Below are 21461 nucleotides of genomic sequence, written 5' to 3'. Positions count from 1 at the left end.
CCCGCCCGCCATGAAATCGCCCGCGGCCCCTTTTGCCGTCCTCAGCACGGTCGTCGACTTCACGCGGCACTACGGCTTTGCCGCGCCCGTCCACCCGCTCCTCACGGTCATCGACCTGGCCCAGTACCCCGTGCCCGAGCGCATGGCCCGGCCGGCCCTGCGCCAGCTCTATGCCATTGTGCTGAAGCGCCATTTCCACGGGCAGTTGCCCTACGGCCAGCAGGCTTACGACTACCGCGAGGGCGTGTTGGGCTTTTATGCGCCCGGCCAGCCGGTGCAGTTCTGCCCGGCGGGCGTAGCGCCCGCAGCAGAAGAGCCGCAGGGCTGGATGGTGGTCTTTCATCCCGATTTGCTCACGCGCCGGCCCACGGGCCCGTTCCCCGGCAGCTACCCGTTTTTTGCCTACCGCGTGCAGCAGGCCCTGGCCTTGTCGCCCGCCGAGGAGCAGTTTCTCACGGCCGCCGTGGCCACCCTGCGGCAGGAGAGCGAGCAGCCCGCCGATGCCTTCAGCCAGCCGCTGCTCAGCACCCAGCTCGACGTGCTGCTGCAGTACGCCAGCCGCTTCTACCACCGCCAGTTTCCCACCGAGCCAGTGAGCGGCCCCGACCTGCTCAGCCGCTTCGAAACCCTGCTCGCCACCTACCTCGAAAGCGCCGCCGAGCTGCCCCTGCCCGCCGTGCAGCATTTCGCCCAGGCCCTGCACGTGTCGCCCGCCTACCTCGGCGATGTGCTGCGCACCCACACCGGCCAGAACGCCCAGCAGTACCTGCACCACGCCCTCATCGAAAAAGCCAAGCGCCTGCTCCTGAGCACGTCCCTCAGCATCCGCGAAACCGCCTTTTCCCTCGGCTTCGACAACCCGTCCTACTTCAGCCGCCTGTTCAAGCAGAAAACCGGCCTCACCCCCGCCGAATTCCGGCAGGCCGCCTAGCCCGCCTCCCCGCTTCCTTCGTGCGGCCCGGATATGGATGCGCAGCCCGCGCGGAGGCGGGGCTAGTATTCGGCGTATGCTTCCGGGGGCAGGCTGGCAAAGTCATCAATCTTGCGCTTGCGCAGGAAGCGGCGGTATTCCTTCGTGTAATATTTTTTGCGGTCTATTACGGGCGGCGGCGGTGGGGCGGTGGGCGCCGGCTCGTCAATCGTCAGAGGCCTGATGCTTTTTTCATCAAGCTCTTTCCCATTCAAATACGCACTGTAAGAACGCAGGATGATGCCCGACATATCATCGGGATGATGCACGCCCAGGCCCACAAAATACTGTTGCAGCCTGGACCCGCCCCACAGCTGCCAGCTGTTGCGCATCCAAAGCCCCAGGCCAAAGTGGAACGCTGCCAAGCCATAAGCAGGGTCGGGGTATCGAAGCTGCTGCTTCAAGGTATCCGAAAGCAGCTTATCGAGCCGGGCGAAGCTGTCTTTCAGGTTTTTGGGGATGTACACCCCGTTTATCGAGTCGGCCAGCAGGTTTCGCTGCCTTCTCCGCTCGTCTGCTTGCGCCACAGAATCGGCTTTGGCGTCCATCCTACCGGCTTCCTTAGCCAAATCAAACGGCTGATTGTTGAGGTGCCGCAGGTAAGACAGGTAAATCAGATGCTGGCGCACTTGCCAATCCAGGTACCCCCAGGTCTGCTGCTTCGGATTCACATACGGGCGCAGGAATTTCACAAACCGGCTGCTGTCCCCGTCATCCCATTCCCCGACAATAAACAGCCCGCTGATATTCTCAAAGTCGCTTTCCTGCAGCGCCTTGAATTTTGCCCGGGCTTTGGCGGTAAGCGTTTTATCTAACTGGGCGTTGGCCTCGGCCAAATTCTGAGGGATGTAAAAGCCGTGCTTATTGAAAGCGCCTGGTTGCCCCCATGCGCCAACTGGCAGCAATAGCAGCAGGAAAGCAGTAATATTTTTCATCATAAAAAAAACACGCAGTGCTCGTCGTTAACCGGTTTTGAACGCGGAAGTATCCATTGGTCGTATTCCGAACCGACAAAACTCGCCCGCTGCCCGTCCAGGATGCGGGCGGCTGCGTTTTCAGGTCCCGGCAACGCTCCCTTCGGCTACCAGCCCCGATATGATATGCAGGCGCCTGAGCAAGCCTGCAACTCACACTGGGCCGCCCGCGGAGGCCCACAGGCACTTTGGAATGAACCCCGGCCGCTACCGTGGCCCAGCCACCGGGCGGCAGTTCCTTTCTTTGGTAAAACCGCTAATCTTCTGCGCTAAAAGAACTTGTTCTTGGATTACCTTTGACACCTTCGCCACATAGTGCCTTATAAACTTAAAATTACAATAGCCATGGCAGCGCTTCCTTCAACCGGCCTGCTGCCTGCCCCGCCCTTTTCTACCCATCCGCGCAGCACCCCGTATGAACCGAAACTTTTACCCGCTTACCGTTCTGCTAGTTCTGGGTCTGCTGTTGGGCGCGGCCCCGCGCGCGGCGGCTCAGCGCACGCAAATCCGGGGCTTCGCCGATGCCTATTCATCCTATCAAAACGGCAAAGTCAGCTTCGGCCTCGGCGAGCAGGACTTGTTCATCACTTCTGAAATCACGGAGCGCCTGTCGTTTCTGGGCGAAACCGTATTTAAGTACTCGCACGATTCGCCCACCGATTTTGACATCAGCATTGAGCGCATCGTGCTGAAGTATAACTACGTGGGCAACCACAGCGTACTGCTGGGCAAGCACCACACGCCCATCAACTACTGGAACGACACCTACCACCACGGCCGGGTATTTTTCCCCACCATCGACCGGCCCCTGCTGTTCGAGCAGGGCATCATCCCGCTCCACACCACGGGCGTGAGCCTGCAGGGCCAAAACCTGGGCCGCCTGCGCTTCGGCTACGACGCCATGGTGGGCAACGGCATCGGCGCGGGCGACGTGGAAGACAACAACCCCGTGAAGTCCCTCACGCTGGCCGTGCATATCAAACCCACCGACCGCATGCGCCTAAGCGCTTCGCTCTACCACGACGCCATCTCGAAGGGCAGCCTCGGGCACAGCCACACGGGCGGCATCATGCCGGCGGCCCTCACACGCATCAACCAGAACATCCTGACGGGCTCCATTTCCTACAACGACTCTGTTTTCTCGAAGAAGTTCGAGCTGCTGGCCGAAAGCAGCATGGCCAGCAACCGCTCCGACAGCCTGGGCACCCAACGCGCCATGGCCACGTATGCGTATGCCGGCCTGCGCCTCACTGACAAGTTCGTGCCCTATATCCGCCTCGACGACATCCGCTACACCACCGGCCAGGAAGTGTACTTCATGGCCAACGAAACCCAATCCTTTGTGGGCGGCATGCGCTACGAAATCAGCTACCTGGCCGTGGTGAAGCTGGAGTACCAGCGCACCAAAAGCCACCTGTACCCGGTGGCGAACAAGGTAACTTTTCAAATCGCCGTTGGCTTTTAATTCGCGATGCACATGGCCCGGCTATATCGACTGACCTTTTTCCTGCTTTTTGGCTGCGTGATGAGCCACACCCCGGCCCGCGCGCAGGGCCCCAACCTCGTGATTATCGGCAACGGCCGGGGCGTGCCCAGCGAGATGAACCTGACGCAGCTCAAGGCCACCATGCGCGGCGAAAAGCTGCGCTGGCCCGACGGCAGCAAGGTGGTGATTGCGCTGCTGAAACCCAACACCCCCACCGGCCAGAACACCAGCAAGAAAATCTACAACATGAGCGCCAACGAGCTGAATAAGTATTGGCTGGCGCTGGTGTTTCAGGGCCGTGCCGATGGCCCCAACTTCTTCAACTCCGAAGCCGACCTGGCCGAATTCGTTGCGCAAACCCCCGGCGCCATCGGCGTGGTGACGCAGCCCGTGCCCAGCAGCAAAACCGTCATCGTGGAGGGCCGGAAATTCCTGTAAGAATGCGCTGGTCTGTTTGCATTCAGCTTTAATGCATTAGCTAGCGGGCAGATAAAAAGGAACGGTCATGCTGAGCGGAGCCGAAGCATGACCGTTCCTTTCCTTCCCATGAGCCTTCACCCCTACCCGCTACTACTGCTTCTGTTTCTACTCTAGCGGCGCCCGCGCTCAGCAGCCCGCACCGAAGGCCCAGCAAGTCTTTACTCTGACATCGACGACTTCTGGATAGCCTACGACCCTACACCTACCAAGTCAATCTGAAACCCGGCCGCACTTAAGGCTTCACCCTCGAAAGCAGCTTCCAGAGCCGCGCCTGATAGCCTCGCTCGTCAATGCTTTTGCACGTGACCGGCGCCGCCGTCAAGCCATTTTTGGCCAGTTCAGGCGCTACCTCGGCGCAGGCCGACCTTTTGAGCACTTCCATCAGATTGGATAACCCCAACGGCCGCATCTTGCGCATCTGCCTGTTGCTCAGCCACACGGCTGTTTGCAAGCCGTCAGGCAGGCGCGCGCCTGCCCAGCCCCCAATTTACTCCGTTCACTTTTGGGGCACCGTTACTCTAAAAACAGTGCATTTCAGCGCCCGACCTCTTCATCTAGATGCTTGGCTCATCAAAAACATGCTTTTATTTCCCAACGCCCCTTCTAATTATGAGCCCGACCGTACAATCAACACAATTACCATTCTTTGCAAAGTTTAATTTCTACCATTTTCAATACCCCGTGTAAAAATAGCTTGGCCCAAAATCTGCTTACGTACTTACCGGGCTTTACTTTACCGACATATAGTCATTAATAAGCAGTCAACGGGCTTTAGCAACTTAAATCCTACGTATTAATTCGCTTGTCTTTCGCCTATCGAAACCAATCATTCGCCGATTCTTTCAGGAAACTCGTCCTAAAAAATTCCATTTTTGGCGCGGGTTTCAAATCAAATCCATACCTTGCCAGCATGAAAAGCTGAGCCCTGCGGGGAAAGCTTTCTTTTCTATCCTCTTTGCACCCTCCCACCGTGTCCATCGAACTAGAATTCACCGCCCCGCTGGCCCCCGTTTCCGTGGGCGCCGTCCCCCAATCGTTGCCGGCCCGCACCTCCTACGACCACGTGGTGCTGCCCGGCGACTTCCCCGACCCTACCGTCACCAAAATCGGCGATACCTACTGGGCCAGCGCCACCACCGCCGAGTGGGGCGCCATCTTCCCCATCTTCTCTTCGAAGAACCTGCTCGACTGGGAACTGGTCGGCCACGTCTTCCCCGACAAGCAGCCCGACTGGGCCAGCTCCAACTTCTGGGCCCCCGAGTTTCACCACGAAAACGGCCGCACCTTCCTCTACTACACCGCCCGCAGCAAGCAGGGCGGTATGCTGTGCGTGGCCGTGGCCAGCGCCGACCACCCCGCCGGCCCCTACCGCGACCACGGCCCCTTGGTGGGCCAGGAAGCCGGCTCCATCGACGGCTTCGCCATGCCCGACGAGCACGGCGACCTTTACCTCGTTTGGAAAGAAGACGGCAACTCCTGTCAGCAGGAAACCCCCATCTGGGCCCAGCGCCTTAACGATGACCGCACCGCCCTCATCGGCGAAGCCACTGAGCTCTTCACCAACGACGTAAAGTGGGAAGGGCCGCTGGTGGAAGGCTCCGCTTTGGTGCGCCACAACGGCTGGTTCTACCACTTCTACGCCGGCAACTCCTGCTGCGGCAAGGGCTGCAACTACGCCACCGGCGTGGCCCGCTCGCGCACTCTGCTCGGTCCTTGGGAAAAGCATCCGCAAAACCCCATCCTCGACCGCAACACCGTGTGGAAATGCCCCGGCCACGGCACCGTAACCGAAATGGACGGCCGCTGGTTCCTGCTCCACCACGCCTACCTGGCCGATAGCCACGAGTTCGTGGGCCGCCAGGGCCTCCTCTCCGAATTCACCTTCAACGAGCAGGAGTGGCCCGAATTCGTGAACCGCAGTCCCCAGGCCGCCCCGCTCACCGACGTGGCCCGCCTCAACGTGGCCGAGGAATTTGAAGGCGACCAATTGGGGCTGGAATGGCAGTGGCCCATCACGACGCCCCGGCCCGCCACCACCGTGCGCGGCGGCCAGTTGCACCTGGCCGCCAGTTCCAGCCGCCTCGGCAACTTGATGGCCCGCCGCACCCACGTGGCCACCTACAAAGCCGCCACTACCCTCGACTTCGCCAGCCTGCCCGTCGACACTTACGCCGGCATTGCCGCCGTGGGCGACCCCTACAACGCCCTGGCCCTGATGGCGGGCAACGGCCAGGTGCAAATATGGCACGTGAAGAGCGGCAAGCAGCAGTGCCTGGCTCAGCTTTTCGTGGAGCCCTGCGACACCCTCACGCTGCGCCTCGAAGTGTGGGGCGGCCAGCGCTACCGCTTCGCCTACAGCACCGACGGCGCCACCTGGCAGCCTCTGCCCACCGAAAGCTTCTCCCTCAACGGCACCTACCTCCCGCCCTGGGACCGCGGCGTGCGCGTGGCTCTAGTGGCGCAAGGCGCCGAAGACACCGCCGCCGTATTCAACAATTTCATCGTGCGCAACAAGCGGTAAACTGGTTTCAGCAGTCAGCAAAAAGGCCCGGTCGTCTTCATGGATGACCGGGCCTTTTTTCGGTTAGAACGGCGTAGAGACGCGACACTTCGCGTCTCTACGCCTGTGCCTTCGGCGCATCCCCGGACGCAAGCGGTTCAATGCCGAGACGCGAATTGCCGCGTCTCTACAACACGTTCTTACTCCCCCACAAACGGAAACGCCCGGCACTGCAGTGTCGGGCGTTTCCGTTTAACTCGGTTAAGCGGCCTAGCGGCGGTGTTTCTTCGATTTGCTCTTCGACTTGGAAGGCATGCTTTTCTTCGAGGAAGACTTGTGTGAAGAGCTTTTCTTGGCGCTGCTCTTCTTGGAAGAAGCCTTGGCCTTGCTGCTCTTGCTCTTCGATTTTGACTTGCTCGACTTGGCGTGCGACTCCGATTTGGCTTTGGATTTCGACTTGCTCGACTTCGACTTGCTGCTGTGCGACGACGACTTATGCGACTTCGATTTGTGGCGGGCGGCGCGGCGGGCCTCGGCGCGGGCTTCAGCTCTGGCCTCGGCCCGGGCTTCGGCCCGGGCCTCTTCGCGGCGGGCGGCGGCCCGGCGGGCGGCGCGGGCTTCGGCGTGGCTGGCTTCGTAGCTGCGGGCGGTGCGGGCCGTGACGGCGGCCGATTCGTCGGTGGCTTCGGAGTAATGGGCAGAAGCGTCGGACTCGGGGGCGGAGGTGCTTTCTTCGGCGCTGGCTTTGGGGGCTTCCACCACGATTTTCTTGCGGCGCACCGGCATCAGAAAATCACGTTCGGCGCGCTCGCGGAGGCTGAGGTTTTCTTCGCCGGGGAGCTTGGTAACGGGGGTTTGCTTCTCGTTTTGGGCTTGAACATTGCTCCACGTGAGCAAGGCCAAAAGGACTACTAACAGATGCTTCATAAACGAATAATGTAAAACCAACGGAAGACAAATCTACACGCCACCCCGTTTAAATGCAAGCCCAAAGTGGTTTTAAACGCCATAGGGGCCATTTCTGAGGCCCAGCGGCCTATTTTACCCCGATAAGCGGCTACCGCGCTATCCGCAGTCGCCCGCCGGCCGAATGCGCCCCAAACTCGGGTGCGTACAGGCACTGCACCTGGCTGAGGCCACCGGAGAAGTCGCCGGCCTGGCTGGCCCGCAGTCGGTATTCGAAGACGTGGGTGCCACGCGGCACCTCGCTCAGGAAAAAGTTTGTGGCAGCGTCGCGGGGGCTCTCGTAGTAGCCTAGGCCGTTCTGGTAACGGTAGCCGCTGGTCTGGGCGATGGGTTCGAGGCCGGCGGCGCGCTGGTCTTTGAGGTGCACGTATTCAAGGGCGCGGTCGGTGCGGAGCACGAGGCGCACCACCAGCGCATCGCCAATTTTGAGGGGAGACGTGGCGGTAAGCTTTTCCAGCACCGGGCCGCCGGCCGTGCGGGTTTCGCGGTAGAGCTCGCGCTCCAGGCTGAGCGGCGTGGCGGCGGCCGTCACCTTGTCGAGGTCTTCGAAATACTGCCAGTAGAGCGCGCCCCAGGCCACACCGGCGTCGGGCTTATTTACTGTGACTTTGCCCTGCGCGGGCAGCACCTCGGCGGCAGGCCAGCTGGTTTTGAAGTAGCCGGTGCCGGCCTGCGCCGCCTCGGGCTTCACGGACTGGCCGCCAACGGTGATTTGCAGGGGCTGGGCGGGCGTGAGCCAGTCGGAGCCGCGCAGCAGCAGGGCGTAGCAGGCGTCGGCGGTGGCGCGGGTGCTTTCCCAGCTGTGCGCCTGCTTCTGCTTGAGCAACCAGAGCTTCATCTCGTCCACGGCTTTTTGGTCGTGGCGCACTTCGTCGAAGGCTTCGATGAGGGTGGCCTGGGTTTCGGCGGGGGCTTCGCGCCAGTAGTAGCCGCCGCGCACTTCCTTCCAGTACATGCCCAGCTCGGGCGAGTGCAGGGCGTTTTCCGAGAGGCCGCGCAGAATCTCAGCGGCGGCCGGAGCCTTGGCGTCGTGGCGGAACAGGGCCAGGGCGGTTTGGGCCTGCAGGTAGCGCGTTTGGGCGGGCCAGTACTTGGCGGCCTGCTCGCGGTAGTAGGCGAATGAGGCTTTGGCACTGGCCGCTTCGGCCGGCTGGGGCCAGAAGCTGCGGGCGTAGAGCGCCTGAATCTGCTCGTCGTCGAGGTGATTTTCGGCCAGCTTCACGTTCTTGGTTTTGCGCAGGCGGGCGTAGTCGTCGGCCAGCGCGGCGTCGAGGTAGCGCAGGGCGTTGGTCAGGATTTCGCGGCCCGTGTCGTCTTTCTCGGCATCGAAGGCGCCCAGCTTTTTCAGCTTGCCGAAGCCGGCCACGATGAGCTGGGTGATGTACCGGTCGTCGGGCATTTTTTCAAACCACGGAAAGGCGCCGCTGGGCAGCTGCATTTTGCGCAGCTTGAGCAGGGCGCGGCTGGTTTCGCCGGCCAGCCGCGTTTCGCCGAACAGCTCGGTGAGGCGGGCCAGCCGCTCGGTTTCGCCCTGGGCGTCGCGCACCCACGGCGTTTCCTGGAGCAGCAGGTTTTTCAGCTCCTGGTTTTGGGCCAGCTGGCTACTGAGGGCGTTTTTCTGGGCAGGGGTGCCGCTTTGGGCCTGGCGCGTCCACTCAGCCAGCACGGTTTTGAAGCGCGGGTTGGCCCTGAGAATCTGGGCGGCCAGCAGGTTGGCGTAGAGGCGGCTGAAGGTTTGCTCAGAGCACTCGTAGGGATACTCCATCAGGTAGGGCAGGCTTTGCACGGCGTACCAGGCGGGGTTGGCCGTCATTTCCAGCGTGAGGCTGTAGTTACGGCGCGTGGTGCTGTTGGAGCTCGTGAGCTTGCTCAGCTCGAAGGTGCGCGTGCCGGGCCCCACGATGGGCAGCGGCAGGCTTTCGGTGAGCAAAATGCGGTTGGGGAGGACGGGCAGGGTGTTTTCCTCGCCGTCCGAAAACCTCACCCCCGTCCCCGAAGAATGCTCAGTCGCATTCCCAGCGGAGAGGGGAGCCTGACGACCTTTTTTCTTGCTCTTCTTATCCCCTTTTCCCTCTTCCTTATCCCCAGCCTGCGCTACCACGCGGTACGTCACCGCGGCCGGCGCGAAATCACTCGGCAGGCTGAGTTCCCAGCCCAGCGGGGTGCTTTGGTGCGCGGCAGCCGATACACTTTGCTGCGCCGGTCCCTTCAGTAGCTGGCTGGTGAGGTCCTGGCCGGTGGCGGCGTCGAGGAGGAAGAGCTGGGCGGTGCCGCTGGTGGCGTGGTCGGTCAGGTTCGAGAACTTGGCGGGGAAGGTGAAGGTGTCGCCCTGCCGCAGGAAGCGCGGCGCGTTGGGTGTAATCTGGATTTCCTTTTGGGTGACGAGCTGACGGGCCAGCTGGCCACAGTGCAGGCTCTGGTCGTGGGCCAGGGCCAGCAGCTGCCAGCGCGTCACGGCCTCGGGCATCTGGAATTCGAGCACCACGTCGCCGTTCTTATCGGTGTGCAGAGCCGGCATCCAGAAGGCCGTTTCGCGGAAATCGGAACGGGTGGGCACGGCGGAGAGGTTGGGGGCAGCAGGCTCTTTTTGTTGGCTCACCATAGCGCTTGGGCCAACATAGCCGCTCCCTACCGAACTAGCCACCCCCTGCTTCTGCGATGCCATCCGAACGCCTGATGCCATTGGCGCTGGGGCAGCCATCATCATCCGGGCATTTCCCGGTCTGTCATCTGCTGATTTGCTTTCCATATCAGCGACTACATAAGCCTTGATATAATCTGCTTTCGCTTCAAAGTCAGCCCAGGTTTTCAATGTTGGATAGTTCTTTTCATCCAACGAATTGCCGCCTGCCGAATCTGAGTTCCCCGGCTGAATAATCTCCGTCGAATTCACCTCCTCAAAATCCCCCATCCACCCAAACCGCGCCGGGTAATACGCCCGCCCAAAATCCAGCCCCATAAAGCTGTGCGGCCGGAACACGTCCAGGCTCTGGTCATAGAGCGTGGCCAGCAGCTCGGCCGTGGCGGGCTGGCCGTTGGCCTGGTGAATGCTCACGCGCCAGGTTTCCTTCTGCCCCGGCTGGAGCTTGTCGCGGAAGGTGGCTATGCTGAGCCGGAGCGGCTGCGGCTTCTCGGTCACCTGCACGATGGCATCGTGACGGTAGAGGCGGCCGTCGCGCACCTGCAGCGTGTGGATGTAGAGCGGGCCCACGGCCGTGGCCGAGCCGCTCTCGATGCTGAGGCGGCGCTGCTCGTTGGCGCGCAGCGTCAGCCATTCGGAGCGCAGCAGCTGGCCTTCGCGCTCCACTTCCAGCAGGATGCGGGCATCGGCTTCACTGCTGCCCAGCAGCAAAGTTGCTGACTGGCCGGGCGCCACGGTATCGGCCGTGGCCACAAACCAGTCGGGCGTAGCAAAAGGCACGGTGGCCGCCTGCGAATCGTAGAGCGTGAAATCGTGCCGGGCCGTATCAGTTTCGGCCGCGAAGGCTTCGAGGCGGTAGCGGCCGGTGGGCAGAGCGGCCAGCGCGGCTTGCAGGTCGAGCACCGGGCTGGTTTTGGTGTCGAAGGCCAGCGTTTTCACCAGTTCGGCGGGGAGCTCGTTTTCCTCGGTTTCGGGCGCCGGGCCGGGCACGCCGGGCGGGTTGGGCCGGTAGCGGCGGGCCAGCAGGCGCAGGGTGCCGGTGGCGGGCAGCGGCTCGCCGGTGGCGTTGGTGCTCAGCAGGCGGAAGGCGGGCAGGTGCTGCTTATCCACCTCGTCGGGGCCGGTGAGTTGGAGGCTGAGCGGGTTGCGGCCGATGGAAACGCTGCGGGTGCCGGTGCGGGTTTCGCCGGCCGCGTCGGTCACATCGGCGGTGATTTCGAACAGGTAGCCGGGCTCCCAACGCCGGCCGGTGGGCTTGGGCACCAGCGGCGGCGTGAAGGTGATGCTGAACCGGCCTTCGGCGTCGGTGGTGGCGGTGCCGTGGGCAATTTCCTGGGTGCCACGGTTGCCGCCGGGCAGGTAACGCCCGCGCCCGCCGTAGCCGTAGTCAAACAGTGGAAACAGCTCGCGGCGCGTCACGCGGTAGCTCACCGTAGCGCCGTCGGTGGCGGGCCCGGCGTAGGCCCGGGCCCGCCCGCCCACGGTGAGCGGCTGGCCCAGCTGCGGCCGGCCCGGCACCGAATCAATGCTAACCAGGAAGGTGGGCCGCTTGTAGTCTTCCACCGCAATGCTGATGCCGCCGTGGTCGGTGCGCAACTGAAACTCGCCATTCAGCAGGCCCGCCGGCAGCACCAGCGAATTATTGAAGCTGCCGAAATCGGAAGTGGTGAAATCCCGCGTCTGCACGGTCTGGCCGTTCACGTCCAGCAGCCGCACGCTCCCCGGCTCGTTCTTGAGCAGGTGGGCTTTGCCGTTTTGGCTCTCGGTGAAAATCCCCTTGAAATACACCGTTTGTCCGGGCCGGTAAATGGCGCGGTCGGTGAAGAGGAAGATGCGGCGTTGCGGTGGCATCGCCCGCTGCTTCATCGGCCCGAGGTAGGGGTTGGAAATGGGCAGCCACAGCGAGTCATTCCCCTGTGTCAGCCACGCGCCCTCCAGTATTTCGGTGTTGGAGCCAGCCGGGCCAGCCTCTGGTGCAGGCAGGGTCGTGCGGCCCCCGGCGTCCGACACCCGGGCCGCGCCCAGGCGGTAGGTGGTGCGGTTCAGCTTGCTGATGTAGCGGCCGTAGCGGCCCTGCGCTTTCGCGCCGGCCAGCAGTTGCCCGCTCTGGCGGTTCAGCACCAACAGGTTGGTTTCGCCGTTATCGGGGTTTTTGCGCCAGGTGGCACTCAGGCTACTCACCGCCACCAGCGCCGACGCCGTGACGGTCCCGGCCCGCTTGCCCAGCGGCTCGGTGGCCTGGTTGCTGATGAGGACGACGTAGTAGCCCGCGGGCAAGGCCGCGCCCGCCACCGCAAACTTCTGGTCCTTGTAGTCCTGCGCATGCGCGGGCGCGGGCACCGCCCAGCTGGTAGCCGGCGCGGCCCGCAAGGCGCGGGCGTAGCGCTTGGCCACTGGCCGGCCGTCGTTTTCATCCCCTGCCTGCCAGGCCTTCAGCGGGATGCGGTAGGCCCAGGCATGCAGGCTGGTGGCGTTGCGGGCCACCACGTCGAGCCGCCAGGGCTGGTTGGGCACCACCACCTCAGCCGCCGAAAACGCCACCTCGGGCATCTCAATCTCGGCGCGCAGCTGCCGGGCCCGCGCCGCGCCGCGCGACTTCGGAAACCGGGCTTCGGCCTCGCGGGCCAGCTGCACAGCCGCCACGTTGTCGCCGGCTTCGCGTATTGCCTCGGCCCGCCGCGCCATAAATTCAGTACTGATGGGCAAGGGTTTATACGTTTCGGCCATGCGCTCCAGCGCGGGCAGGTACTGCGCGGCCAGGTCCGTGCCTTCTGCCAGGCCATCGAGGTAGTCGAGGCGCAGCAGGTCAACATCGGCCAAGGCCGCGAGGACCTGCGGGGCCGTGCCTACCAAGCTGGCCTGCTGGCGCGCCGCGGTGAGGCGCTGCAATAATTGCAGCGCATGAAACTGGCCGTTGAGTGAGTCGCCGGCCGGAGCCGTCAGCTTCAACGCGGCAAACTCCTGGGCGGTGCCAAACAGCTTGGGCTCAATGAGCTGAAACTGCTGCTCGGGCTTGGTGATGTACAGCTCCTCGTTTTTCAGGCCCTCAATGGCGCGCTGGGCCAGCAGGTCGTAGAGCGTGGGGCGCAGGGCGCGGCCTTCGGCGTCGCCGGCCGTGGCCAGGTCGCCGAGTTGCGCAAGCGTGGTTTTGAGTTGGCGCTGAGGCTCGTCTTCCACCGACTGGTAGTAATGCCGCACGATGGCCGTGCCCAACCGGCCCATGTCCCAGGTGGCGAGGCCAGTGCCGCCGTCGGCCGTTTTTTGGTCGTCGAGGGTGGGTTTGGCGCCGGCCGTGCGCTGGTAGAGGCGGTAGCGGTTTTGGTTGAGGTAGTTGACGTAAAGCTCGGCCAGCAGCGAGTGCAAGATGGGCCGGGCCGGGAAAGTGGCCGTTTTCAGCTCCGTTTCAAGCAGGCCAATGGATTTCTCGGTGTCGTCTTCCTCCCGGGCTTGCAACAGCCGGATTTTGTAGAGCAGCGCCCGCACGTAAGCGGGGTCATCGCCGGCTTTTTTTGCTTGTTGATAAATGGCCTGCACCAGCGGCGCGGCCGTAGCCGTCTGGTTTTTGGCCAGCAACGCGTCAATTTTTTTCCAGCGCGCCGCGTAGGGCCCGGATGGCGGGGGCGAAGCAGAGTCGGCGCTGAAAAACATGGTCAGAAGCAGGCAGGCAAAAAGGAGAAAACGCATAGGCTAAGGCAAACGCGAGGAAAAGGTTGAGGTTATAAAGATGCCCGGCGCGGTTTTATTGCACACGGCCCACACGAATTCCGGCGGCTATTCCGTTGGGTGGCCCGTCCGGGCGGCGGCCTTACCTTTGTCGCTCATGTCCAAGCCGGAAAACCGGCCTTTTTCCACTTTTTTACCCTTTCCAATTTTCCTCATTCATGAAAAACCTTTTCTCTGCACTCCTGCTCACGGCGGGTATCGTCGGCGCGGCTACCACCGCCCAGGCGCAGTCGTCTATCGAATTCGGGCCCCGGCTGGGCCTGAACATCTCGACCTTTTCCTACCAGTACCCCAACATTCCGGTGGGCCTTTCCAACGAAGCCAAGGCCCTGACCGGGGTACAGGTGGGCGGCACGCTCAACATGAGCTTCGGCAAAATCGCCTTCCAGCCCTCGCTGCTGTTCAGCCAGAAAGGCGCCGAATTGAAGTTTTCGGCCGTCGACAACACCTCGGTGCCCTACGTCACCACCGTCAACTACGTGGCCAAACCCAAGCTTAACTACCTCGAAATTCCGCTGAACGTGGTTTACACTTCTCAGGAAGACCATGGCTTTCAACTGTTTGCCGGGCCTTACGTGGCTTTTGGGGTGGGCGGCAGCGGCACCAGCAACCTCACCATCACCAGCAATGACCCCGACGTGCTGATAACGGGGGCCGCCAATTCCTTTCCTGTCGCGCTCACCATTGAATACGGCAGCCGGCAGAATGCCAACGAGCAGCTGAACAACGCGTCGAATAACGGCATCAACAGCTCCCCAACGGTCATTGCCACCTTCCGCCGGTTCGATGCCGGCCTGAATGCCGGCGTGGGCTACCGCTTCGGCCCGTTTCAGGCGCAGTTGGGCTACGGCCTTGGCTTGCTGAACCTGACTCCTAACGACCCGGATGGCAACGAAACCAACGGCAAAATCTACAACCGTGGCTTTCAGCTGGCGGCCAACTACTTCTTCGGCAGCAAGTAAGACGGTGAGATTGTACAGGCAAAACCGAACGTCCTGCTGAGCGCCGCCGAAGCAGGACGTTCTGGCTCCTTTAACGAACACATCAAAAAAGCCCGTTCCACTAATCTGGAACGGGCTTTTTACTGAATTTGGATTCTATTACGGGACTAGGCGGCCTTGGCGTTGCTGGCCACGCCGTTGCCCGCCAGCACGGCCTCGGCCTGGGCCACGTGCCGCTGAATGTGCACCACCATAAACTCCAGCTGGTCGGTGAGGCGAAACAGCAGCAGCGGAAAAATGGCGTTGGGAATCCGCACGGCGTTGGCGTTTACCTGGCGGGCCAGCAGCGTGAGGCGCAGCAGCTCGTCAATCTGGCGGCTGAAAACCTCGGCCACGGTGCGCGGCAGCCGGGTGCCGGTGGGCGCGTAGCGCTGGGGCGAGGTGTAGGTTTTGACGCTGGCGGGCGTCCGCATGGCCTCAATAAACCGGCGGCCGATATAGCCCTGCTTCACAAAAGGCGCGGGCTTGGAGCCCCGGGCCTGCGCCTTGGCAATGCGGGCCGCGATGCTGGGCAAGTAGTAGCCGCCCACGATGTTGAGGTGTTCGAGGCACTGGCCGGCGCTCCAGCGGCTGGGGCTGGGCCGGCGGTTGAGTTCCTCGGCGCTCAGGGGACGAAAACGCTGCTGCGCCATCACCCGCAGCACCAGCAGGTCATTAGTCAGTTGGTCGAAGAAATCTGAGGTGGCGCGAACGGCAGCAGGCATGGGCGCAGGGACTAACGAACCGTAAACATACAATTTAGCAACTGATTCCGGCTACTTACCGGCGTAATACCTCGGCCCGGAGGAGGCAATTGGCCCGCATACGGTATCTTGGCTGCATGGGAAAACACCGTTTCTTATTACATAGTGCCTTGGTGGCACTGCTAGTCGCGCCAGTGGCCGGCGCCCAGGCCCAGGCCGTGCCCAACCCCGGCGAGCGGGTGGAGAGCCTGGTTACCTTCGGCGCGCAGTCGGACAAGATGTGGGGCGACGACGATTTCAGCCAGACGTTCTTCTTCCTTATTCCTGATAACCAGCGCACGCCCGTTTACATTCGCGTGTGGGACCCCGACTGCGGCGGCAAAAACGACGACCTGAAAGGCGCCGCCAACACCACCACCTCATTCAGCCTCTACGGCGGCCCGGGCACCTTCAGCGGCCCGCAGGCCCGCGACCCGCGCCCCACCAACCCCAACCCCACCGGCCGCCTGCTCAAAAGCCAGACCTTCGGCAACGACGCCAAATACGATGGCAAGTGGTATACCTTCGGTCCGCTCAACCCGCTGGAAGGCGAGCAGGTGGACGAATTTAAAGGCCGCGTCTTCAAGCTGGTGGCGCGGGGCCTCACCGGCAACGACGGCAACCTGTACCGCTACTTTTTCAGCACCAGCCCTACGGCCAACGTGTCGGTAGAGGGCGGCAATGCCTTCACCTACGAGTACTGCTTCCGCCTGCCGGCCACGGCCAGCAAAACCACGGTGCACCTCTACCCTTTCGTCAACGACAAGGTGGTGAGCATCAAGCAGAGCAATTTTGATGTGGACAACGCGGCCACGCTCAACGTGTTCAGCATTGCCAAAAACGGCCAGCCTGGCGCCATGAGCGGCGACGGCGAATGGACCAGCAGCACCCTGCCCATTGCCGACAAAGAGCACGGCCTCAGCCTCGATTTCCGTCTCACGTCCACCAAGCCCGCCCCCAACGACATGGTGATGTACGTGACCGACCAGTACGATACCGCCCTGCCCTTCTTCGCCATTCCGCTGGGCGGGCAGCCGCGCTATCAGTACGATATCAAGGTGAAGGTGCACCGGTAGAGGGTGCGCATAAATTCGCTTGTCATCCTGAGCGCAGCGAAGGACCTTCTCACGCCTGAACAAATTGCGCAGGCGTGAGAAGGTCCTTCACTGCGCTCAGGATGACAAGCGAATCGGTTCGAACGCGCAATGGGGTACTACCTTAGGGGATGCAAAACTGCTTACCCGTTTCCCTTTTTCCCCGGCGCTGCACGGCGCTGCTGAGCTTTGCGCTGCTGCCCCTCGCGGCCGCGCAGGCCCAAACCACCAACTCGGGCACCGACAAATTCGCGCAGCTCGAAACGATGCTGCCCACGCCCAACGCCTACCGCACGGCCAGCGGCGCGCCCGGCCCGGAGTACTGGCAGCAGCGCGCCGACTACGACATCAGCGTTACGCTGGACGACGCCCGGCAGGCCGTGAGCGGCCACGAAACCATCACCTACACCAACCGCTCGCCCGATACGCTGCCTTACCTGTGGGTGCAGCTCGACCAGAACGTGCTGGCCAAGAACTCGATAACGGCCACCACGGAAGTCGGCCAGCTGCAGGACAAAATGAGCTTTGCCGCGCTGGAAACCCTGCTGCCGAGTTTCGACGGCGGCTTCAAGATTGAGAGCGTGACCGGCAAAGACGGCAAAGCCCTGCACACGGTGACCAATTACACCATGATGCGCGTGGATTTGCCCACGCCGCTACGGCCGGGCCAGGCATTCGCGTTCAACGTGCGGTGGCACTACAACGTGAACGGCACGCGCCCCCGCCGCAACGGCTGGGAGTATTTCCCCGAGGACAAAAACTACCTATACGAAATTGCCCAGTGGTACCCGCGCATGGCCGTGTACTCCGATAACCAGGGCTGGCAGCACAAGCAGTTTCTGGGCAGCGGTGAGTTTGCGCTGCCCTTTGGCGACTACCGGGTGAGCATCACCGCGCCGGCCGACCACGTGGTGGGCGCCACCGGCACGCTCCAGAACGCCACCCAGGTGCTCAGCGCCACGCAGCTAAAGCGCCTGGCCGCCGCCAAAACAGCCACCAAACCCGTGCTCATCATCACGCAGGACGAGGCCGTGAAGAACGAGGCCAGCCGCGCCACGGCTACCAAAACCTGGAAATTCGCCGCCAAAAACGTGCGCGACTTCGCCTGGGTCAGCTCGCGCAAGTTCATCTGGGACGCCATGCAAATCGAGCAGGAAGGCCGGTCGGTGCTGTGCATGAGCTACTACCCCAAAGAAGGCAACCCGCTGTGGGGCCAGTACTCAACCGAAGTGGTGGCGCACACCATCCGGTCGTATTCCCGGCGCACCATCCCGTACCAATACCCGGTGGCCATTTCGGTGCACGGCCCCATCGGCGGCATGGAGTACCCGATGCTGTGCTTCAACCCCGGCCGTCCCGAGAAGGACGGCACGTACTCGGCGCAGCGGAAATATGGAATGATTGGGACGATTATTCACGAAGTGGGCCACAACTTCTTCCCCATGATGGTGAACTCCGACGAGCGGCAGTGGAGCTGGATGGACGAGGGCCTGAACAGCTTCCTGGAGTACCTCACGGAGCTGGAGTGGGAGCGCACTTACCCCACTCGCCTGGGCGAACCCGCCAGCATCGTGGAATACATGCGCACCGACAAGAGCCTGCAAACCCCAATTATGACCAACTCGGAGTCGGTGCTGCAGTTCGGACCCAATGCTTACGCCAAGCCGGCCACCGCCCTCAACATCCTGCGCGAAACGGTGATGGGCCGGGAGCTGTTCGACCACGCCTTCAAGACCTACGCCCAGCGTTGGGCCTACAAGCACCCCGCCCCCGCCGACTTTTTCCGCACGATGGAGGACGCTTCAGCCGTGGACTTGGACTGGTTCTGGCGCGGCTGGTTCTACACCACCGACCGCTGCGACTTGGCCCTCGAGTCGGTGAAAGCCTACCAGCCCGCCACGGGCAACCCCGCCGTGGAAAAGGCCCGCCAGCAGCAGGCCCTGGCCGCCGCCGCGCCGTCCATTTCTGCCCAGCGCAATGCCCTGGACATCGCCAAAACGCTGGTGGAGGGAAAGCCTGAGCTCAAGGACTTCTACAACGGCTTTGACCCGCTGGCCGTCACGCCCGCCGACCAGCAGCGCTACCAGGCCTACCTGGCTGGGCTCTCGCCCGAGCAGCAAAAGCGCCTGGGCGGGCCGCAGTACTTCTACGAGCTGGCCCTGCGCAACGTGGGCGGGCTGGTGATGCCCGTCATCGTCCAGCTCACCTACGCCGACAACTCACAGGAAATCCAGACCATCCCGGCCGAAATCTGGCGCAAGAACAACGCTCAGGTCACCAAGGTGCTCGTGACGCAAAAGCCCGTTATCAGCTTCGTCCTGGACCCCTTCCAGCAGACGGCCGACACGGACCTGAGCAACAACGCCTTCCCCCGCCAGCCCACCGCTTCCCGCTTCGAACTTTTTCAGCAGCAGCAACAAACCCTGCCCAACCCCATGCAGCAAGCCACCAGCCCTTCGCAAAAGCCCGAAAGCCCGGTTGGCGGCACGAAATAGCGCCGGCTTACTTACCAAAAAAGCCCCGTTGGAAATCCAACGGGGCTTTTTTGATGCAAATTCAAACCAAGCTGCTTATTCGTCTGCGGCACCGTCGCGGCCGGCGTTGCGCTGGGGCGCGCCGTGGTCGGCGGCGTTTTCTTCTGAAGTACGGTTTACGGCGCGGGCACCGGTGCCGTAGTTCTGGCTGCGGTCTTCGGTGCGCTCCTCACCTTTGGCCGGCGAGCCGGCGCGGCTGTTGGGCTGGCTGTCGTCGTACTGGTCGTTGTACGACCCGCCTTTCGAGCCGATGCCCTTGTTTTCATCCCCCTTGTTGGCCTCGGCGCTGTTGTAGCCGTTGCGGGCGTCGCCGGTGCTGGGGTTGGCGGTTTCGTTGGGCTGGTTGCGGCCCCGGTCGCCGTAGCCCTGGCCACTGGCGGGGTGCTGGCTGCCGGCTTCGGGGTTGGCGGTGCCGGCGGTGGCATTGGCGGGGCTGGCGGGCGCGGGCATGTAATCCTCGGTCTGGTTGCGGCGGTCGAGGCCAGCGGCATCGCCTTGCGGGGTGCTGCTGGCGGCTGCCCGAAGCGACGTGTGGCCATAGTCGCTGGCGTAGCCGCTGTCGGTGCCCTTCGGGGAGCCGTTGTCGTTGGTGTCGGCCGTTTTCGCGCTGGGGTCAAGACCAGCGGTGGTACCGGCCTCGAAGCCGTATTCGGTGCGGGAGTCGGGGCGCTGGTCGCGGCCGTCGTAGCTGCGGTAGGCATTGTCCTGGGGGCCGGGGGCGCCGGGGCCGCCGTAGTACCGGTCCTCGGCACTGTCGCGGGGCTCGTAGTCGGCCAGCCGGTTCTGATTGCCGAAGCCGCCGTGGGTGGTGCCGCCTAGGTCCTGCGCGCCAAATTCGCCGCGGCTGGCGTCGCTGTCCTGGTTGTCGCGGCGGGCCTGGTCGTGGTAGCTGTCCTGGGTGCTGTTGCTGAAATTGCCACCGTAAGCGCCTTCCGGCACCAGGTCGGCGGGGTCGGCCTCTTTGTTTTCCTGGGGCTGCGGGTCAACTTCCACAGCCCCTTGGCCTACGCTGGTTTCCGACGCGGCCAACGACTCGCTCGACGCTGGAGCGGCGGGGCTGCTCACGTCCGGGGTGGCGCCGGGGGCTTTTTGCGAGGCGGGTGGCCCGCCGGGCTGGCCCACCCCGGCGCCCGGTGCGGTGTGCTGGGTGGCGGTGTTGCCCACCGGCCCGTCGATGCGGTTGCCGGCGATGTCGTTGGGCTCGGTGTTGAGGTTCAGTTGCTCGTTGTCCATAATGACGGGGGCGGGAATCGGTGAGGAATAAACTCCCTGGCTATACGCGCCGGTGCAGCCGCGGTTCAGCGTGCCCATTTTACCTTTGCCCAAGCTGAGCCCCTGGCCCGGCGCCGGGTCTTATTCCCGTCCCTTCATTTTCATTCCCCACGCACATGCTTACCGGCACCGTTAAGTTTTTCAACGACACCAAAGGCTTCGGCTTCATCATCGCCGACGATAACCAGGAAGAAATATTCGTCCACCAAACCGGCCTCATCCACGAAATTCAGGAAGGCGACCGGGTTCAGTTCAACATCAAAGCCGGCAAAAAAGGCCCGAACGCCGTGGACGTCACCCGTATTCAATAAGTAGGCAGCAGGGTTGTAGAACAAAAAAGCACGTCATGCTGAGCGCAGCCGAAGCATCTCTACCGCGTAACTAATCCAATCGAAAGGGATTACTACTGCGGTAGAGATGCTTCGACTACGCTCAGCATGACGTGCTTTTTTTACCGACTTAGCGGCACCAGCCTACTTCTTCTCCACGTGCTTCGTCACTTCTACGCCCATGGCCATTAGCCCCGGCAGCTGGTCCTGGCGCATGTACTGCTCCAAAGTGAGGGTGTAGTTACCGGCTTTGGCGAAATGCTGCTTGGGCAGGGCCAGAAACTGGATGTCGTAGATGTCGCCGGTGCCGCTGCCTTTGGGCTCGCCGGTTTTGGGGTCCATCAGCAGCATTTGGTGCAGGCCGGGCTGGCCCACCGGTCCGGCGGGGCCGGTCAGGGTGTGCTTCACATAGAGGTTATAGTAGCCGTAGGCCGAGGCGTGGCGCACGTTGAAATGCACATCGTACAGGGCCGTCGTGTCCTCGATGGCGAAGGTGAAGGAAGGCTTCTGCTGCACATCCCAGGAGTTATTCGGGAAGTCGATGTTCTGCTCGAACACCCGGTTGGGGTCGCAGGCCGAAAGCACGCAAAGAAGCACGGCCACAATGGCCGCCCGGAAGGCAAAACGCTGGTTCATGCGAAGAATTAGCATTCAAAAACAATACAACGGGCCAACTACGAACCCGCCGGCGCGGGCGCTGCCGGAGCTGCGCCGCCCTCGCCGGCCGGGCCCCGGCCGCCGCGGCGGTTGAGGGGGCGGGCGGCGGCAC

General features: G+C 62.8%; 14 protein-coding genes. 8 read left to right on the top strand and 6 right to left on the bottom strand.

The window, feature by feature from the left end; genetic code table 11:
• The first annotated feature begins 10 nt into the window (after positions 1-10).
• Positions 11-931, top strand: a complete 921-nt coding sequence (locus Q4S41_RS23865; protein ID WP_305033634.1) for a helix-turn-helix transcriptional regulator — start codon at positions 11-13, stop codon at positions 929-931.
• 62 nt (positions 932-993) lie between these two features.
• On the opposite strand, the gene Q4S41_RS23860 is transcribed toward Q4S41_RS23865, so the two are convergent.
• Positions 994-1806: a DUF6794 domain-containing protein gene (locus Q4S41_RS23860; RefSeq protein ID WP_305033633.1), complete on the bottom strand. Its 813-nt coding sequence runs from the start codon at positions 1804-1806 to the stop codon at positions 994-996.
• A gap of 553 nt (positions 1807-2359) precedes the next feature.
• Here Q4S41_RS23860 and Q4S41_RS23855 point away from each other — a divergent pair.
• The 3 genes from Q4S41_RS23855 to Q4S41_RS23845 all read left to right on the top strand — a co-directional run bounded on the left by Q4S41_RS23855 (position 2360) and on the right by Q4S41_RS23845 (position 6431).
• Positions 2360-3409 carry a hypothetical protein gene (locus tag Q4S41_RS23855; protein WP_305033632.1) on the top strand — a complete coding sequence of 350 codons (1050 nt, stop codon included), beginning with the start codon at positions 2360-2362 and terminating at the stop codon, positions 3407-3409.
• 12 nt (positions 3410-3421) lie between these two features.
• Positions 3422-3868: a hypothetical protein gene (locus tag Q4S41_RS23850; RefSeq protein ID WP_305033631.1), complete on the top strand. Its 447-nt coding sequence runs from the start codon at positions 3422-3424 to the stop codon at positions 3866-3868.
• A gap of 1012 nt (positions 3869-4880) precedes the next feature.
• The gene (locus Q4S41_RS23845; RefSeq protein WP_305033630.1) at positions 4881-6431 is read left to right on the top strand and encodes a family 43 glycosylhydrolase; all 1551 of its coding nucleotides are present in this window, start codon (positions 4881-4883) and stop codon (positions 6429-6431) included.
• Positions 6432-6680: 249 nt separating this feature from the next.
• Here Q4S41_RS23845 and Q4S41_RS23840 read toward each other — a convergent pair whose 3' ends face one another.
• Together Q4S41_RS23840 and Q4S41_RS23835 are read right to left on the bottom strand one after the other, a co-directional pair.
• Positions 6681-7337 carry a hypothetical protein gene (locus tag Q4S41_RS23840; RefSeq protein ID WP_305033629.1) on the bottom strand — a complete coding sequence of 219 codons (657 nt, stop codon included), beginning with the start codon at positions 7335-7337 and terminating at the stop codon, positions 6681-6683.
• 130 nt (positions 7338-7467) lie between these two features.
• Complete coding sequence (locus Q4S41_RS23835) at positions 7468-13701, bottom strand: alpha-2-macroglobulin family protein (RefSeq protein ID WP_305033628.1); 6234 nt, start codon at positions 13699-13701, stop codon at positions 7468-7470.
• Between the two features lie 197 nt (positions 13702-13898).
• On the opposite strand from Q4S41_RS23835, the gene Q4S41_RS23830 reads away from it, so the two are divergent.
• Complete coding sequence (locus Q4S41_RS23830; RefSeq protein WP_305033627.1) at positions 13899-14702, top strand: porin family protein; 804 nt, start codon at positions 13899-13901, stop codon at positions 14700-14702.
• Positions 14703-14848: 146 nt separating this feature from the next.
• On the opposite strand, the gene Q4S41_RS23825 is transcribed toward Q4S41_RS23830, so the two are convergent.
• On the bottom strand, positions 14849-15445 hold the full coding sequence (locus tag Q4S41_RS23825; protein ID WP_305033626.1) for a DinB family protein: 597 nt from the start codon (positions 15443-15445) through the stop codon (positions 14849-14851).
• A gap of 149 nt (positions 15446-15594) precedes the next feature.
• On the opposite strand from Q4S41_RS23825, the gene Q4S41_RS23820 reads away from it, so the two are divergent.
• Both Q4S41_RS23820 and Q4S41_RS23815 read left to right on the top strand, forming a co-directional pair.
• A complete protein-coding gene (locus Q4S41_RS23820) occupies positions 15595-16539 on the top strand; it encodes a hypothetical protein (RefSeq protein ID WP_305033625.1) in 945 nt (314 codons plus the stop codon).
• A gap of 149 nt (positions 16540-16688) precedes the next feature.
• On the top strand, positions 16689-19052 hold the full coding sequence (locus Q4S41_RS23815; RefSeq protein ID WP_305033624.1) for a M1 family metallopeptidase: 2364 nt from the start codon (positions 16689-16691) through the stop codon (positions 19050-19052).
• A 75-nt stretch (positions 19053-19127) separates the two neighbouring features.
• Here Q4S41_RS23815 and Q4S41_RS23810 read toward each other — a convergent pair whose 3' ends face one another.
• On the bottom strand, positions 19128-20324 hold the full coding sequence (locus Q4S41_RS23810; RefSeq protein ID WP_305033623.1) for a hypothetical protein: 1197 nt from the start codon (positions 20322-20324) through the stop codon (positions 19128-19130).
• A gap of 155 nt (positions 20325-20479) precedes the next feature.
• On the opposite strand from Q4S41_RS23810, the gene Q4S41_RS23805 reads away from it, so the two are divergent.
• Positions 20480-20674, top strand: a complete 195-nt coding sequence (locus Q4S41_RS23805) for a cold-shock protein (protein WP_305033622.1) — start codon at positions 20480-20482, stop codon at positions 20672-20674.
• A gap of 162 nt (positions 20675-20836) precedes the next feature.
• Here the strand turns inward: Q4S41_RS23805 and Q4S41_RS23800 are convergent, their stop codons facing one another.
• Positions 20837-21328, bottom strand: coding sequence for a gliding motility lipoprotein GldH (locus Q4S41_RS23800; protein WP_305033621.1), 492 nt, complete (start codon positions 21326-21328; stop codon positions 20837-20839).
• Positions 21329-21461 lie beyond the last annotated feature (133 nt).

Origin of the sequence: Hymenobacter convexus, assembly GCF_030580955.1 — a bacterium.
GTDB lineage: Bacteria > Bacteroidota > Bacteroidia > Cytophagales > Hymenobacteraceae > Hymenobacter.
This window is presented reverse-complemented; position numbering and strand designations above follow the sequence as displayed.